The organism is Corynebacterium sp. c7Ub_26 (genome assembly GCF_053760365.1).
The window spans coordinates 694047-710633 of record NZ_JBSNBL010000001.1; the positions used below are offsets into that span (position 1 = coordinate 694047).

General features: G+C 55.3%; 16 protein-coding genes. All 16 read left to right on the forward strand.

Annotation, left to right across the window (positions count from 1 at the left end):
* The first annotated feature begins 197 nt into the window (after positions 1 to 197).
* Entirely contained in the window at positions 198 to 1466 is a 1269-nt protein-coding gene (locus tag ACWORE_RS02970; RefSeq protein WP_406606074.1) for a Dyp-type peroxidase, read from the forward strand.
* Between the two features lie 241 nt (positions 1467 to 1707).
* Entirely contained in the window at positions 1708 to 3699 is a 1992-nt protein-coding gene (gene thrS / locus ACWORE_RS02975; protein WP_455302617.1) for a threonine--tRNA ligase, read from the forward strand.
* A 67-nt stretch (positions 3700 to 3766) separates the two neighbouring features.
* Positions 3767 to 4240, forward strand: a complete 474-nt coding sequence (locus ACWORE_RS02980; protein WP_455302618.1) for an HIT family protein — start codon at positions 3767 to 3769, stop codon at positions 4238 to 4240.
* A 9-nt stretch (positions 4241 to 4249) separates the two neighbouring features.
* Positions 4250 to 4903 (forward strand): phosphatidylinositol phosphate synthase, encoded by a 654-nt coding sequence (gene pgsA, locus ACWORE_RS02985; RefSeq protein WP_455302482.1) that lies wholly within the window; start codon positions 4250 to 4252, stop codon positions 4901 to 4903.
* 9 nt (positions 4904 to 4912) lie between these two features.
* Positions 4913 to 5809, forward strand: coding sequence for a phosphatidylinositol mannoside acyltransferase (locus tag ACWORE_RS02990; protein WP_296135695.1), 897 nt, complete (start codon positions 4913 to 4915; stop codon positions 5807 to 5809).
* A gap of 15 nt (positions 5810 to 5824) precedes the next feature.
* Entirely contained in the window at positions 5825 to 6970 is a 1146-nt protein-coding gene (locus ACWORE_RS02995) for a glycosyltransferase family 4 protein (protein ID WP_455302484.1), read from the forward strand.
* Complete coding sequence (locus tag ACWORE_RS03000; protein WP_406604614.1) at positions 6967 to 7467, forward strand: NUDIX hydrolase; 501 nt, start codon at positions 6967 to 6969, stop codon at positions 7465 to 7467. Before ACWORE_RS02995 ends, ACWORE_RS03000 begins: the two co-directional genes overlap by 4 nt.
* Positions 7468 to 7588: 121 nt before the next feature.
* On the forward strand, positions 7589 to 8548 hold the full coding sequence (gene pdxS / locus ACWORE_RS03005) for a pyridoxal 5'-phosphate synthase lyase subunit PdxS (protein WP_455302486.1): 960 nt from the start codon (positions 7589 to 7591) through the stop codon (positions 8546 to 8548).
* 4 nt (positions 8549 to 8552) lie between these two features.
* Positions 8553 to 9188, forward strand: coding sequence for a pyridoxal 5'-phosphate synthase glutaminase subunit PdxT (pdxT, locus tag ACWORE_RS03010; RefSeq protein WP_406604613.1), 636 nt, complete (start codon positions 8553 to 8555; stop codon positions 9186 to 9188).
* 125 nt (positions 9189 to 9313) lie between these two features.
* Complete coding sequence (locus ACWORE_RS03015) at positions 9314 to 10066, forward strand: YebC/PmpR family DNA-binding transcriptional regulator (protein WP_046202252.1); 753 nt, start codon at positions 9314 to 9316, stop codon at positions 10064 to 10066.
* 121 nt (positions 10067 to 10187) lie between these two features.
* Positions 10188 to 10706: a crossover junction endodeoxyribonuclease RuvC gene (gene ruvC / locus ACWORE_RS03020; RefSeq protein ID WP_296136626.1), complete on the forward strand. Its 519-nt coding sequence runs from the start codon at positions 10188 to 10190 to the stop codon at positions 10704 to 10706.
* 59 nt (positions 10707 to 10765) lie between these two features.
* Positions 10766 to 11389, forward strand: coding sequence for a Holliday junction branch migration protein RuvA (gene ruvA, locus ACWORE_RS03025; protein WP_455302489.1), 624 nt, complete (start codon positions 10766 to 10768; stop codon positions 11387 to 11389).
* A gap of 3 nt (positions 11390 to 11392) precedes the next feature.
* Positions 11393 to 12517: a Holliday junction branch migration DNA helicase RuvB gene (gene ruvB / locus ACWORE_RS03030; protein ID WP_406604611.1), complete on the forward strand. Its 1125-nt coding sequence runs from the start codon at positions 11393 to 11395 to the stop codon at positions 12515 to 12517.
* A 118-nt stretch (positions 12518 to 12635) separates the two neighbouring features.
* Positions 12636 to 13094 (forward strand): preprotein translocase subunit YajC, encoded by a 459-nt coding sequence (locus tag ACWORE_RS03035; RefSeq protein ID WP_455302491.1) that lies wholly within the window; start codon positions 12636 to 12638, stop codon positions 13092 to 13094.
* A gap of 235 nt (positions 13095 to 13329) precedes the next feature.
* Positions 13330 to 15276 carry a protein translocase subunit SecD gene (secD, locus tag ACWORE_RS03040; RefSeq protein WP_455302619.1) on the forward strand — a complete coding sequence of 649 codons (1947 nt, stop codon included), beginning with the start codon at positions 13330 to 13332 and terminating at the stop codon, positions 15274 to 15276.
* The gene (gene secF / locus ACWORE_RS03045) at positions 15276 to 16514 is read left to right on the forward strand and encodes a protein translocase subunit SecF (protein WP_455302493.1); all 1239 of its coding nucleotides are present in this window, start codon (positions 15276 to 15278) and stop codon (positions 16512 to 16514) included. The genes secD and secF overlap by 1 nt, the downstream gene beginning before the upstream one ends.
* The last annotated feature ends 73 nt before the right edge of the window (positions 16515 to 16587 follow it).

Sequence of the window (16587 nt, forward strand, 5' to 3'; positions counted from 1 at the left end):
ACACAACATCATTTCGAGACAACATCATTTCGACGAAGAAGATGAACTCTTTGCCTCATAATTCCGCAGATGACGCAAACGCTCGTGTACAACGCTCTAACGACGATGAGCGCTCAAGCGATGGTGAACGAAGCAATACACCGGACGAAAGAAACGACCGAGGTGCAGACAGCACCCGACGCAACGTTTTTCGCCATCTGCTACGACGCCGTTCTTTCCTCACCGGTGGCCTAGGGGCGGGGGTTGCGCTGGGGGCATCAGGATTAGCTGCTTGCGGTCACGAAGACGATAACGCCACGACGTCATCGTCGGAAGCTTTAGATCAGCGGGAGAAAAATGCTGCGGACGCGGTCAGCAACGCAGCAGGTCTCACGGGAATTGCTGATCAGACTGTCCCATTTGATGGACCGCATCAGGCGGGTATCGATACTCCGTCGCAGGCGTATGTCAACGTCGTGGGGATTAATTGCATTGAGAGCATCGATAAGAAGGCCATGCAGCGCCTCATGGAGGTATGGACGTCTACGTCCCGAAAGCTGACCCAAGGTCAACCGCCGCTGGCTGAACTTGAACCGGAGATGGTCTCTCGGCCCGCCAACCTCACTGTCACTATTGGGTTCGGCCGTCCTCTGCTCGACAAGCTACAGATGCAGGACAAGATCCCGTCGTGGCTTCATGACATTCCTGCTTTTGATCGGGACCGTCTCGACGATGCATGGGGACAAACGGATATAGCATTGCAGATCTGTTCAGATGACCCCACCACATTGGCTCATGCACGACGGTTCATTCTTCGGGCCGGGCAACGGTACACCGAGCCTGTCTGGGAACAACAGGGCTTTCTTTATGCGGCGGGAGCCCAAGCGAAAGGTTCCACTCCGCGTAACTTGTTCGGTGTTCTCGACGGCACCGTTAACCCGCGTTCCGATAAGGAACTGTCCGATATCGTATGGATAAGTGATGGGCCTGCCTGGGTACGAGGGGGAACGGCGATGGTCGTCCGTCGTATTTCCCTCAATCTCGATAGCTGGGACATTTTGGATCGCTCATCACGAGAAGTAGTCTTCGGGCGAAAACTGAAATCCGGGGCTCCTCTTACAGGGGAGAAAGAGTTCGACGACCCCGATTTCGACAAAGTCGATAGCACAGGTCTTCCGATCATTGATCCGGAATCGCATATTGCGCGAGCCCACTATGAGGGGAACAATACTCATGAGCAGATATTGCGTCGTGCCTTCAACTACAGCCTTCCGGTGTCTGGGCCGCACTCGCCGATTTCTGACGCTGGATTGATTTTTACCTGCTTCCAGCAGAATCCAGACACTCAATTCACACCGATTCAAAAACGGTTAGATCAGTCAGATCGTCTCAATGAGTGGATAACCCACATCGGTTCTGCTGTCTACGCCGTTCCTCACGGCACCGCAGGTGAAGACAATTATTGGGCGGATGATCTCTTGGCGTGACCCGTTCCATTCGTGACGACGAATGGTCGCCACAATGACTGTGTTCGTCCGGTTCCCCGACGGTGCTACGCGTGCTCTCCGGTCATGCGGTAGAGTTTTGATCCGTCCCCGGCTGTTACCAGGTATGTGATAGCCATGTCACCACTAAGGAGTGCAATCAGTGTCTGCACTGTCGTCATCGGAAAAAAGCGCCTCATCAGTATCGTTTCAGGTCCCTGCTGGTACACCAGCAGGGGCAGCGATGAAGCCACTGGGCCTTCCCACCAAGGGGCCCGAGGCAGTGGTTTGCGTGAAGACTAATGATGGAACCATCCGCGATCTATCATTCGCCCCTACTGAGGACACTGAAGTCACCACGGTTATCGCAGCAAGCGATGAAGGACGAGCCGTCATTCGACACAGTTGTACCCATGTGATGGCGCAGGCAGTTCAGGCGGAATTCCCAGGTACCAAACTTGGAATCGGCCCCGCTATAGCGGACGGCTTCTACTACGATTTTGGCACCGACCACGCGTTCACTCCCGACGATCTCAAACGCATTGAAAAGCGGATGAAGAAGATCATTAAATCGGGACAGCGGTTCGAGCGCGTTGTGTGGAAGTCTCTTGATGACGCCCGCGAAGCGTTGAAAGATGAGCCATACAAGTTGGAGCTTATCGACGATAAGTCAAAGGGCACCGTTCTCGATGAGGACGCAGACCTTGACACCGCTGGCGAGTTAACTGCTTATAACAATGTCAATCCTCGGACCGGCGAGGTCGAGTGGTTCGACCTGTGTCGTGGTCCTCACGTGCCGACGACGAAATACATCGCCGCTTTCGCCCTTCAGCGGAGTTCTGCTGCGTACTGGCGTGGTGATCAAAACAACGACGGTATGCAAAGGATCTACGGGACGGCTTTCGAGTCGAAAGAAGCGCTGCAAGAGTATCAGCAGCGGATGGAGGAGGCAGAACGCCGTGACCACCGCCGTCTCGGCGCTGAACTGAATCTTTTCAGCTTCCCGGATGAAATCGGCTCAGGTTTCCCTGTCTTCCATCCTGACGGCGGTATCGTCCGCAATGAAATGGAGCAGCACTCGCGGCGGCGTCACATCGAAGCTGGATATTCCTTTGTTTACACTCCGCATCTGACCAAGGGAGATTTGTTCCAAAAATCGGGCCACCTTGATTTTTACAAGGATGGCATGTTCCCTCCGATGAAGTTGGATGAGGAACGGGATGCAGAGGGAAACATCACAAAGCCGGCTCAGGATTACTACGCCAAGCCGATGAACTGCCCGATGCACAACCTGATCTTCGCATCTAAGGGCCGGTCGTACCGCGAGTTGCCTTTGCGCTTGTTCGAATTCGGCACGGTGTATCGGTATGAAAAATCAGGCGTCATTCATGGCCTCACTCGAGCCCGTGGATTCACGCAGGACGATGCCCATATCTACTGCACCGCGGATCAGCTTGAAAATGAACTCAGCACGGTTCTTGATTTCATCATTTCGCTGCTGAAGGATTACGGGCTCGATGATTTCTATCTTGAGCTGTCAACGAAAGATCCGAACAAGTTCGTTGGTTCTGATGAGATCTGGGAGCGCTCAACGGAGATTCTCCGACGCGTAGCAGATAAATCCGGCCTCGACCTTGTTCCTGATCCGGGCGGAGCTGCTTTCTACGGTCCGAAGATTTCGGTTCAGGCTCGTGACGCGATCGGGCGTACGTGGCAGATGTCGACCGTTCAGTTGGACTTTAACCTGCCTGAGCGTTTCGAATTGGAGTACACGGCCCCCGACGGCTCTAAGCAGCGCCCCATTATGATCCACCGCGCCCTCTTTGGTTCGATTGAACGCTTCTTCGGGGTTCTCCTGGAGCACTATGCGGGAGCCTTCCCAGCATGGCTGGCTCCACATCAGGTCGTCGGAATTCCGGTCGCCGATGAGTTTTCGCCGTACTTGGGTGAGGTCGTGGATAAGCTGCGTGCTCGGGGTGTCCGCGCCGAGGTCGATACCTCGGATGATCGGATGCAAAAGAAGATTCGCAACCATACGACTCATAAAGCCCCGTTCATGCTTCTCGCTGGCGGTCGCGATGCGGAAGCAGGTGCGGTGAGTTTCCGATTCCTCGATGGTTCCCAAGTGAACGGCGTTCCCGTCGAGAAGGCTGTTGATGTGATCTCAACCTGGATTGAAGAGCATAACAACGAGCAGCCGACAAAGGAGTTGATTGAGGCTCGTGTCCGCGGATAACGATACTTTTGTTGACTCAGGTGCTGGTGACGCTGACCGATTGACCCGGCTGTGGGCACCCTACCGGATGTCGTATATTGCCGACGACAATCGGAACAGCAGTGACCCGTTCGAAGACATTCCGCAAGGCTCGGACGAAGAAGGGCTGATCATCGCGCGCGGTGAGACCGTGTACTGCTTGCTCAACCTGTTCCCCTATAACTCGGGGCACATGATGGTTGTTCCTTATCGTCGGGTGAAGAACCTTGAGGACCTGAACCCCGATGAGACGGCTGAACTGATGGCGTTCACGAAAAAAGCTATCCGTTCGTTAAAAGCTGTGTCGCATCCCAATGCCGTTAATGTGGGAATGAACCTGGGGAAAGCATCGGGCGGCTCTATCGAGGAGCATCTTCACGTTCACATAGTTCCGCGATGGGCTGGCGATGCTAACTTCATGACCGTCATTGGTGGCGTGAAGGTCCTGCCACAGCTTCTCCGTGAGACACGGTCGTTGCTTGCGGAAGCCTGGGCATCATTGGACACTTCCGAGTCGGAATAAGGGAGAATAATGCTTGGCGTTCATGGCCGAAAACCGGCTACAGTTGTCATCGAACCGATTGCGCGATCACTGGTTAAGGCGGGAATTTCCCCTAACACAGTGACCGTCGTCGGCACTCTCGGCGCGTGCGTAGCAGCGTTAATCCTGATCCCCACTGGTCATCTCTTTGCCGCCGCAATAATTATCGGGCTTTTAACAGCTGTAGATATGGTCGACGGCACCATGGCTCGTTTACGTGGCGGGGGAACGACGTTCGGAGCGACGCTGGATGCTAGCTGCGACCGGATTACCGACGGTGCTGTTTTCGCTGCTATCGTCTGGTGGATCGTCTCCGCTCAGCAGGGAGAACGTCACCAACTGATCGCGGCGTTGATTGTGTTGGTCACCAGCCAGGTCATTTCTTATGTCAAAGCTCGGGCAGAGGCGGGCGGTCTCGACATCGTCGGGGGATTGGTGGAGCGCCCTGAACGGCTGATCATCGGTTTGGTCGGCTTAGGCCTTGAAGGCTTGGGGGTGCCGCATGTGTTAAGTATTGCGCTCTGGATTCTTGCGATAGGTTCCATTTTCACGGTGATCCAGCGCATGGTCATGGCCAGCAAATCTCCGCACGCGAACGATAAAATCGCCGCGCCCCATGGGGCCAAAGAATTCCCGACGAAGTAAGGACGACACGTGACACGACCCTTCGGCTTATCCAAAGAGGATCTTATCGCGGAGTCGTATGTGTGGGCCTGGAAAGGAATCACCCGAATTCCCGCCCCGGTCGCGCGGAAATTATTCATGCTCGGTGCCGATATTGCTTCTCACAGGGGGAAACAACCGGCGAGGTTACGGTTGAACCTTGCCAAGGTGACCGGTCTCACGGATGAGCGAGAGCTTGATGTCGTGGTGCGGAACGCGATGAGATCATATGCCCGATATTGGATGGAAGCTTTCCGTTTGCCGTCCATCATTCACTCATCGTCACTGGACTCACTAGTGGACACAATCGAGTCAGGTATTCAGGGCGTGGACTTGTTTGATAAGTCATATCGCCAGGGGCGGGGAGTGATTCTCGCTCTGCCACACAGTGGGAATTGGGATATGGCTGGGCTGTGGCTTGCCCAGCGCTACGGTACGTTTTCTACTGTGGCAGAGCGGCTCAAGCCGGAGAAATTGTTCGATGCATTCGTGGACTATCGCAAAGGACTCGGTTTTACCGTGTTCCCGCTCACCGGTGGTTCACAAAAGCCGATGGATGGTCTCCGCGCGACTTTAGAGTCCGGTGGAGTTGTTGCCTTGTTGGGCGAACGTGATCTTTCGCATCACGGTGTCAGCGTTGACTTTTTCGGTTCTAGAACAACCATGCCGGTTGGGGCGGTACGGCTTGCTCAAGAAACGGGGGCGGCCTTACACGGCGTTCACTGCTGGTTTACCCCCGACGGCTGGGGCCATAGTGTCGGTGAGCCACTGGATACAGATAAACCAATGCCCGAGGTTGTTCAAGACCTAGCAAACGTTTTTGAGAAAAATATTTCGGAGCATCCTGAAGATTGGCATATGCTCCAACGCATCTGGAATGAAGACTGAGAGTGTGGAGGCCGAGTGCGAATCGGGATGGTGTGTCCGTATTCCATGGACGACCCTGGCGGTGTTCAAGCTCACGCAATTGAGCTATCGGAACAGTTAATCCGGCGCGGTCACACCGTAAGCCTGCTGGCCCCAGCGTCGCTAAAAACTCATGTCCCGGACTTCGTCGTCCGGGCGGGGCGCTCAATTCCTATCCCGTATAACGGATCGGTCGCCCGCCTGAGTTTCACAGCGTCGGCATTTCATGCTGTCCGTAGGTGGTTGAACAATCACGAATTCGACCTTGTCCACATACATGAGCCTAACGCCCCCAGCGTGTCCATGATTGCGCTGAAAATGGCGAAGATTCCCGTCGTGGCGACGTATCATGCATCGGCTGATCGGTCTCGTGTGTTGGAAACGTTTATTCCGGTTCTCACGCCGATGCTCGAGCGCGTTCGTGCAGGGATCGCGGTCTCGGAGATGGCCCGTCGGTGGCAAGTGGAACAGCTGGGAGGAGATCCCATTCTCATCCCCAACGGCGTCGATACGAAGTTTTTCTCATCGGCGGACCCATGGGCAGGAGCCGATGATGCGATCTCTCGCTTCGATCCAGACCGCCCGCGAATTATCTTCTTGGGGCGCTTTGATGAACCACGTAAAGGGCTCGATGTGCTGATCGAAGCGATGCCACGGATCTCACGAGCAATTCCAGGTATCGAAGTCGTTGTCGTGGGGACTGGTGATGCCAAGGCTCTGTCGCGGCGCGTAGCCCATGTCCGAGACTCGATCACGATCCTTGGCCGGTTGTCTAATAGCGACAAGGCTCGTGCCTTTAACGCATCGGACGTCTATGTGGCACCTCATCTCGGCGGGGAGAGCTTTGGAATCGTCCTCGTCGAAGCGATGGCTGCCGGTGCGGCGGTCGTCGCCAGTGATATTCCGGCATTTCGTGCTGTGTGCGATGACGGCGACGCTGGTTGGCTATTTCCTCCTGGGGATACGGATGCTTTGGTGGCTGCTGTCACCGAGTTGTTTTCGGACAAAGACAAGCGGCACGAACTCGCGCATAAGGGCTTTGAGCGGTCCCAACGGTTTGATTGGAGCCACGTTACGATAGAAGTCGAGAGGGTATATGAAACTGTGCTGGGTCCTCAGGGGGAAAGGAACTTTTCGTCGTGATACCGGTATGGGTCGCCATCGTCATCGTTGGTCTGATGGCCGTTCTCTTAGCGGGTATGTGGGCTTCGTTCATCGCCACCCGCTTGCATCGATTGAACATTCGGACGGATGAAGCAGCGTTAAGCCTGGATGCTGCCTTGGGTCGTCGGGCTGCGGTGGTGTCAGCATTGTGGCCAGAACTTGCGGATGAGGCCGAAGCAACGGAACGTATCTCTTTCGACACTTCGTGCACGACGGATCGAGCACTGGCTGAGAACCGGTTTGCCATGCGCATTCACGATCTCGATGACGACTCGGTGACGGTTAATGGTGCGAGAACACTAGCCGACGCCCACACACGAGTAGAACTCGCAATGCGCTTTTATAATGATGCCGTCTCGGACACCCGGACATTGCGACTACGCCCGCTCGTGAGGTTTTTCCATCTCGGCGGTCATGCGTCGCCACCAGAGTATTTTGAGGTGGCAGGTATTGAATCCGACATTCCGGCGTCGTAAATCACTATGTAGCCTCAAGAATTGGTCGGTGTGTTTTCCGGCTCCAGAGGCGAGTAAGTACACTGTAGGCTTCAGCGTATTCTAGACAGGCCAGTCCAGTTTTAAGGAGAAGAACGACAATATGAGCAATAATGCAAATCAAAACGGACGGCATGCTACGGACAATCCACGCGGGGCTGCCCACTCCTCCTCGAATGAGACAACCCACGGGACTGCACGAGTAAAGCGCGGCCTGGCGGAGATGTTAAAAGGCGGCGTCATTATGGACGTCGTCACCCCTGAGCAGGCCAAGATCGCTGAGGATGCCGGCGCAACAGCCGTGATGGCGTTGGAGCGCGTCCCCGCTGATATTCGTGCTGAGGGTGGGGTGTCTCGCATGTCGGACCCCGACATGATCGAAGGCATTATTAACGCTGTGTCCATCCCGGTTATGGCGAAGGCTCGCATCGGTCACTTCGTTGAGGCGCAGGTTTTGCAGTCGCTGGGCGTTGACTTTATCGACGAATCTGAGGTGCTGACACCGGCGGATTATTCCAACCACATCGATAAATTCGACTTCACGGTGCCCTTTGTCTGTGGAGCGACCAATCTCGGCGAAGCACTTCGACGGATCAATGAGGGCGCTGCCATGATTCGTTCCAAGGGTGAAGCGGGAACTGGCGACGTATCCAACGCCGTGACCCACATGCGGACCATCCGGGCTTCTATTAATAAGTTGAAGTCGATGGCGCCTGATGAGCTCTATGTTGCTGCCAAAGAACTCCAAGCTCCCTACGAGTTGGTGCGTGAGGTAGCCGAGCGTGCATCTCTCCCGGTTGTGCTGTTCACGGCCGGCGGTATTGCCACTCCAGCCGACGCAGCGATGATGATGCAATTAGGCGCTGAGGGTGTGTTCGTTGGTTCTGGCATCTTTAAGTCTGGTGACCCGGAGCATCGTGCGCGCGCCATCGTCCAGGCAACGCAGAACTACGATGATCCCGAGACGATCGCCAATGTTTCGCGTGGCTTGGGTGAAGCGATGGTGGGCATCAACGTCGACGAGATCCCGAAGCCGCACCGTTTAGCAGAGCGTGGTTGGTAAACGAGTGGATAGTAGCAACGAAGAGAGAACCCCACTTATCGGGGTTCTCGCTGTACAGGGTGGCGTTATCGAACACCAGCGCACTCTAGAGCGCCTCGGGGTTCGGTCGCGGCTGGTACGTCGTCCTGCTCATCTCGACGGGGTTGATGGGTTAATTCTTCCTGGAGGAGAGTCGACGACGATGTCGAAGCTTCTCGAGCTGGGCGGATTGCTCGGACTCCTGACGGCAAAGATTCACAACGGGACGCCGACATTCGGCACGTGCGCCGGTATGATTTTGCTGGCCAGTGGGGTTAAGGGGACACGCCCGGACGCTCACTGCCTATCCGCGCTCGACATCACGGTTCGACGGAACGCATTTGGTCGTCAGGTCGACTCCTTTGAAACGGATCTCGATTTTAAAGGGATTAGTCAACCTGTTCACGCCGTTTTTATTCGCGCACCGTGGGTCGAATCAGTCGGCGACGACACCGAGGTTCTTGCTCGTGTACCTGCCGACGACGATAAGGGCGCTATTGTTGCAGTTCGCTCCGGTCACGGTAGGGGAAACGTACTTGCTACGTCGTTCCATCCTGAAGTGACCGACGACGACCGTGTCCACGACTATTTTGTGTCGATGGTCGAGGAATCGATGGCGTAACCCAACAAAAGACGTATTGGTGGCAGTGCCATGCCAGGGGATGTCGGGACCGGGTATTAGACTGGTTGCGATTATCCCCTTCGTGGGGCTTGCATGTGTGTTAGCAACTGAGGGAGTACAAAAATATGAGTGGGCACTCTAAATGGGCAACGACGAAGCATAAGAAAGCTGCGAACGATGCCAAGCGTGGTAAAGAATTTGCCAAGCTGATTAAGAACATTGAGGTAGCTGCTCGCACCGGCGGCGGTGACCCCTCAGCGAATCCGACCCTGGATGACATGATTAAAAAGGCCAAAAAGGCGTCGGTTCCCAATGACAATATCGAGCGAGCCCGCAAGCGCGGTTCTGGCGAGGAAGCCGGTGGCGCAGACTGGGAGACCGTCACCTATGAAGGTTATGGCAACGGCGGGGTAGCGATCCTTATCGAGTGCTTGACCGATAACCGTAACCGTGCTGCGACGGATGTGCGTACCGCGATGAACAAGAACGGCGGAAACATGGCGGATGCTGGTTCCGTGGCCTATATGTTCAACCGTAAGGGCGTCGTTCAGTTGCCGAAGGAAGGCAATACTGAGGATGACATCCTGATGGCCGTCCTGGATGCCGGTGCTGAAGAAGTTAATGACCTCGGCCAAAGCTTCGAGGTCGTGTCCGCAGCCGGGGATCTCTCTGCCGTTCGCGACGCATTGAAGGAAGCCGGGCTGGAGTACGATTCTGCAGAGCCGGACTACCGAGCAGACGTTAAAGTTCAACTTGACGCGTCTGGAGCTCGGAAGATCTTCCATCTGATCGATGCACTGGAAGAGTCGGATGATGTCCAGAACGTCTACACCAATATGGATCTTTCCGACGAGGTTCTGGCTGAACTCGACAACTAGTTGAAAGCCCTCAGCGTGTGTCGAATAGGCGGTTGGCGATTGTGCAGATAGGAGTAGCGATCCAGTGCCCGTGAATACCACGTCTAAGGGTGGATCGCGCTCCTTAGAGGGGACCCGCGTCATGGGGGTTGACCCCGGGTTAACCCGGTGCGGAATATCTACGGTTCAAGCTGGGCGGGGGCGCTCCGTCCTACCTGTTGCGGTGGGGGTTATTCGAACAGACGCATCCGACGATCTCTCCACCCGTCTTCTCGACATTTCCGTGAAGATTGATGAGTGGATGGATGAGTATCATCCGGATATGCTGGCAATCGAACGTGTATTTGAACGTGGTGTAGTCTCTACTGTCATGCATACCGCCCATGCGGTGGGTGTGATTATTGTTTGTGCAGCGCGGAGAGATATTCCGGTTTATATGTACACGCCCAGTGAAGTGAAAAAAGCTGTGTCGGGGAACGGACGTGCAGATAAAAAGCAAGTCACCGCGATGGTTACGCGGGTCTTGGGCTTGGCTGAACCACCACGTCCCGCCGATGCGGCCGATGCTCTGGCGCTTGCTATTTGCCATTGCTGGCGCGCTCCCATGTTGGGGCTATCCGGCGGGCAGAATCCGGGTTGGAGCGCTTCACGGCATAAGTGACGTCACAGTTGCGGCCGATGTCGTGATGTGACGATCGTGAGTAGAGAAAAGGGGTCCCTGTGATCGATTCATTGCATGGCGAGGTTCTTCATGTCGGTCTTAATTATGTCGTGATTGAATGTTCGGGCGTCGGCTACCGAGCAACTGCGGCGCCCTCATTGCTGGGGACACTGCGCAAAGGGGAGGACGCTCGAATCCTTGTCACGATGAATGTTCGCGACGATGGGATTGACCTTTACGCTTTTGAATCCGATGAGGCCCGTCAGATGTTTGCGATGCTCCGTAAGGTGTCGGGGGTAGGGCCCACATCCGCAATGGCGATTTGCTCCATTTTTAAGCCCGACGAATTTGCTCGAATAATTACCAACGAGGATGACGCTGAACTAAGAAATGTCAAGGGCATAGGTAAAAGAACAGCAGAGAGGATCATCGTCGATTTAAAGTCGAAGGCGGCTGTATTCGATTCTGGAGATTCGGCTAACGAACCGCAATCGGGAGTGGGCGGAAATTCGGAGGCCGACGCAGACAGTGGCGTTGTGGGTACGGTTACTCAAGCCCTCGTCGAACTAGGTTTTCCGGAAAAACAGGCCGAAAAGACTGCCACGTCCGCTGCGGCTGAGGGAGGATCTGTGTCGGAGATTCTGAAGCGCGCCTTGCGATCGATGTCATCCGAGAGGAACTAAAAGATGGGCAACATCGAAAAAACTGAGTTCCAACTACCCGATGACAAAGGTCGCTCTCAGAATCGGGGCGGGCCGGCGGGCATAATGGGAAAAGATGACGAATTTGCTTCCGGAATTCGTCCTGTTGATCCGACCGAACAAAGCGACGATGCCGATGCCGAATTGTCACTGCGTCCGCGTAGCTTGGACGAGTTCATTGGGCAGTCCAAGGTCCGGGAGCAATTAGAGTTGGTTCTCTCTGGGGCCAAGGCTCGTCGAGTGGTCCCTGATCACATTCTCTTGGCTGGCCCGCCGGGCTTGGGTAAGACAACCATGGCGATGATTATTGCCCAGGAGATGGGTACGTCACTGCGGATGACGTCGGGCCCTGCGCTGGAAAAGACCGGTGATCTCGCCGCCATGCTGTCGAATTTGATGGAGGGGGATGTCCTCTTCATCGACGAAATTCACCGCATGGCCCGCCCGGCAGAAGAAATGCTGTACATGGCGATGGAGGATTTCCGCATCGACGTTATCGTCGGAAAAGGCCCGGGTGCAACGAGCATTCCCTTGGATTTACCCCCCTTCACCTTGGTGGGGGCGACCACCCGAGCAGGAATGTTGACGGGGCCGCTGCGTGACCGTTTTGGATTCACCGCGCAGATGGAGTTTTACTCGGCGGCTGACCTCACAAAAGTTGTCACGCGTGCGGCACGTCTACTCGACATCGACATTAAGGCCGACGCTGCCAAGGAAATTGCGTCGCGGAGTCGCGGTACACCCCGTATTGCTAACCGTTTGCTGCGACGGGTGAGGGACTACGCCGACGTCCACTCTGGGGGCGTGATCACAGTAGAAGCAGCGAAGGCTGCGCTCTTGGTGTTCGACGTCGACGAGAAGGGCCTCGACCGTCTCGACCGTGCTGTTCTCGACGCGCTCGTCCGGGGACATGGGGGTGGACCCGTCGGTGTGTCGACATTGGCGCTCGCCGTAGGCGAAGAGCCCACCACGGTCGAGGAGGTGTGCGAACCGTATTTGATTAGGGCTGGGATGATTGCTCGCACTCCGCGTGGCCGTGTTGCCACAGCCGAAGCATGGAAACATCAGGGGCTGGAGCCTCCAGAGGGGACAATTGGTGCCTTTTTCTAAGGTTCCTCTGGATCAAGACAGCGTTATCCAGGAGTAAAGCTTTCCGGGACGCTTGCCAGATAGTCCGCCAAGTTAAAAGAATTGACTCAATGTCCCTGCTCTATGCCAAGATGGTGCCATGAACGGTCTATGGATAATTATCCTCATCCTTTTCCTGGCGTTGTCCATCATGCAAATTGTCCGGCAGAACAAGAGCATGAAGCGCATCCAGGATTTTCGCTCCCAACTGCAGCCTGGCATGGCTGTTGAGACAGCCGGAGGTTTGCACGGTCGCGTCGTTGCGGTACGGGGCGACGTCCTCGACTTGCAAATTGCGCCTGGGGTTGTCGTTGAGTGGGCCGTCAAAGGCATTTTGGGACCAGTTGCGCAACAGGAATCGCCAAGCACTACTGAGTCAGCCGCTGGTGAGTCCCAGGGGCAGTCAACTGTGTCGATGCAGGAGACGTCGACAGATCACGGTTCAACCGGCGAGCCGAGCGCTAGTGATGAGGCTGCTGTTGACTCCCACCACCACTCGCCGGTCCAGAACAATGGCAGCATCGATGCCTCCACGGACTCGTCGACCACCGATAAATAAAATCGCAATCGATAGTGCCCAGTCGTGACTGACAATCGCGCAGAGTAGATGCGCGAGTACAGTACATCGACAGCAGACATGACATAACCTTCGGCTTCACGCTGGTTCGAACGCTATACGCGAAACGCCGACCCCCGGGGTAAGACGATGCAGCGTGAAGCCTAGGGGTAGACTTTCTGAAGTTTGAATAGGCCGACATGAGCCTAATGTGACCTTCATACGACGGGAGACTCTTTTGGCAGCCCGGAAGAACAGAGCTCGCTCCACAAAATCCCGATGGCCGTATCGTGCCATCGGTATCTTCGTCATTTTCCTCGTAGCGGTGTACCTTCTGGTGTTCCTCACGGGAAATAAAAAGCCTGAACCTAAGTTAGGCATTGACCTTCAGGGCGGAACCCGAGTGACTTTGGTGCCTCAAGGTTCTCAGCCGTCCAACGATCAGCTCGAGCAGGCCCGGAAAATCCTCGAAAACCGCGTCAATGGCATGGGCGTCTCCGGGGCAACAGTGCAGACCGACGGGAACACACTCGTCATTACCGTCCCTGGCGATGATTCCGCTCAAGCGAGGAACTTGGGACAGACATCCCAATTGTTGTTCCGCCCAGTGCTTAACCAACAAGCTGCTGCCCAGGAAGTTGATCGGGGCAAGCTGGCGCAGACCGTCGCCGATATGGCTAATCGATGGGTAAAAGCGGATGTGATTTCACCGGATAATGCCCAGAAAGCCCTTGACGAGCTGAAGAAGCATTTGGAGCAATACAACAGCAGTGGTCAAGCCCAGGGGCAAGAGGCTTTTGCTATTCCCGAGTTGATGAAGATCACGGCGAAGCCAGAGGCTAAGCCAGCCAACTCCATCGAAGAAAACAAGCAGCGTGAACAAACATCTGCCATGCTGCTCAAGGATCGGCAATCAGAAGATCCGACTACTTTGCAAGCAGCGGGATCCTTGTTGGAATGTAAGGGATCGGATCCATTGGCAGGCCAAGATGATCCGGCCAAACCGCTCGTGACGTGTGATCAAGATAAGAGCGTTCACCTGCTTGATGCCGCACCAGTTTTAGTGGGGCAGGAGGGGAAGAAAGATCCCCAGCGGCTCACTGGTGAGGAAATCGATACCAATTCTCCGATTACTGGTGGGTACGACTCCAACAGCGGGCAAATGGCCATCACGTTCAAGTTCAAGACATCCAATAAAGATAAGGGTGGCGATACGTGGGCCGAAGTGACGCAAAAGTATCAGGGCCAGCAGGTCGCAATCACTCTCGACTCTGAAGTGATTTCTGCTCCGACGATTCAGTCACCGACGCCCGCCGGTTCGACGACCCAGATTACTGGTAAGTTCTCCGAGGCCGAGGCTAAAGACTTAGCGAATAACCTTAAGTATGGTGCTCTGCCCATCAGCTTCGCTGGTGAGAACGGTGAGAAGGGTGGTACCGCCACCACCATTCCCGCCACGCTTGGTTTTGCTTCGCTGAAAGCAGGACTTATCGCTGGAGGCATCGGCTTAATCTTGGTCGCTCTCTATGCGCTGGCCTACTACCGCGGGCTCGGCGTCATCACGATTTTCTCGCTGCTGCTCTCGGCGTTACTCATCTACGGCAGCCTCGTCCTACTCGGACGGTGGGTTGGCTACAGCCTTGACCTCGCGGGCATCGCCGGCTTGATCATCGGTATCGGTACTACCGCGGACTCCTTCGTGGTCTACTTCGAGCGTATTAAAGATGAGATACGCGATGGCCGAACATTCAGATCTGCAGTACCAAAGGCCTGGGAGCGTGCTCGTCGCACTATCTTGTCCGGTAACTTGGTCTCCTTGATCGCAGCTGTCGTGTTGTACATTTTGGCTGTTGGTGACGTTAAAGGCTTCGCCTTCACCCTTGGTTTAACGACAGTCTTCGACCTGTTCGTGGTGTTCCTGGTTTCGGCACCGCTGATTATTCTGGCGTCGCGCAAGCCATTCTTCTCGAAGCCGTCTGTGAACGGGCTCGGAGCGGTCATGCGTGTTGCGGAGCGTCGCCGTGCTGCCGGTATCAAGCTTCCGTATGACGTTGAGCGCGCTGAAAACGCCAAAGAGGATCAACCTGTACGGCGGCACATCAAGCTCGCGGATAGTCTCTCAGAAACTGATGAGTCATCGTCGGGCGGCTCATCGCGTGTCGATACCTCGAAGGAGGAGAAGTAATGAGTAAACGGCCTTTCTTCGAACGTATCTACACCGGTGAAGGCGGAATTGAGTTCGTCGCCCAGCGTCGTCGCTGGTATGGCATTTACGCCATCATCTTGGTGATCTGCCTTGTATCCATTATTTTCCGTGGATTTACCTTGGGCATCGACTTTGAGGGCGGTACCAAGATAACGATGCCCGCCGGTGACGTGTCCAAGACCGAAGTCGCCGACACCTTCCACGAAGCCACTGGGGTCGAGGCCCAACAGGTCCAGATCATTGGCTCTGGTAACGCTCGCAATGTGGAAATCGAGTCAAAGCATCTTAACGACGACGAGATCTCCGAGGCTCGGGAAGCCTTGTTCTCGAAATACCACCCGAAAGACGCCTCGGGTAAAGAAGCTCCCGACTCTATCGGTGATTCGACCGTGAGTAACTCGTGGGGATCGACGATTACCCACCGCATGGTTCTAGCGCTGATCGTTTTCCTCGCGCTGATCTTCCTGTACATCACGGTTCGCTTTGAACGCGATATGGCTATTGCGGCTATATCAGCACTTGCCGTTGACGCGATTGTGGTCTCAGGGCTGTATTCGATCATTGGTTTCGAAGTGTCACCAGCATCGGTTATCGGTTTGCTAACGGTCCTGTCCTACTCGCTGTACGACACCGTGGTCGTGTTCGACAAGGTTCACGAGAACACCGCGGGGCTGACAAAGACGACTACGTCGACCTACGCCGAGCAAGCTAACCTCGCCGTCAACCAGACGATGATGCGTTCCATTTCGACGTCATTGTTCTCGATCCTCCCGATCGGCGCATTGATGGTCGTTGCGGTCTGGTTGCTCGGCGTGGGCACACTCAAAGACCTCTCGCTCGTGCAGCTACTTGGTGTCATCGAAGGAACGTTCTCCTCCATCTTCTTGGCGACGCCAATCTTGGTTTCGCTCAAGTCTCGTCAGAAGAAGTATTCCGAGCACACCAAACGTGTCGAAGAATCTCGCAAGGCTGAGTCGTCGAACCAAGAGGATGAACGGGTTGCCGTAACCAGTGATGGATCAGAGATCACTCCTAGTGAAAGCTCAGATTCAGAGCCATCGGCACGCTCCTCACGGAGGAGAGGCTCATCACGTGTCGTTCACCACTCCGATCGAGATCCCGAGGCGGGCAGGTTCCACAGTCGTGAAGGAGGCGGCGCGTCATGGCGTCCCGACGACAACCGCCGTCGCAACAACTCACCCTTTGATGGAAACTAGAAGCTGAGTCGATACCCAACGCGTGTTCTTCGGATAGAAGATTTACGCATTGCGTTTCCTGGCTTAGCGTTCC

Coding starts and splice junctions, on each gene's coding strand:
- thrS (WP_455302617.1), top strand. CDS start 1,708: ATGAAGCCACTGGGCCTTCCCACCAAGGGGCCCGAGGCAGTGGTTTGC.
- ACWORE_RS02980 (WP_455302618.1), top strand. CDS start 3,767: ATGTCGTATATTGCCGACGACAATCGGAACAGCAGTGACCCGTTCGAA.
- pgsA (WP_455302482.1), top strand. CDS start 4,250: ATGCTTGGCGTTCATGGCCGAAAACCGGCTACAGTTGTCATCGAACCG.
- pdxS (WP_455302486.1), top strand. CDS start 7,589: ATGAGCAATAATGCAAATCAAAACGGACGGCATGCTACGGACAATCCA.
- ACWORE_RS03015 (WP_046202252.1), top strand. CDS start 9,314: ATGAGTGGGCACTCTAAATGGGCAACGACGAAGCATAAGAAAGCTGCG.
- ruvC (WP_296136626.1), top strand. CDS start 10,188: ATGGGGGTTGACCCCGGGTTAACCCGGTGCGGAATATCTACGGTTCAA.
- ruvB (WP_406604611.1), top strand. CDS start 11,393: ATGGGCAACATCGAAAAAACTGAGTTCCAACTACCCGATGACAAAGGT.
- ACWORE_RS03035 (WP_455302491.1), top strand. CDS start 12,636: ATGAACGGTCTATGGATAATTATCCTCATCCTTTTCCTGGCGTTGTCC.
- secF (WP_455302493.1), top strand. CDS start 15,276: ATGAGTAAACGGCCTTTCTTCGAACGTATCTACACCGGTGAAGGCGGA.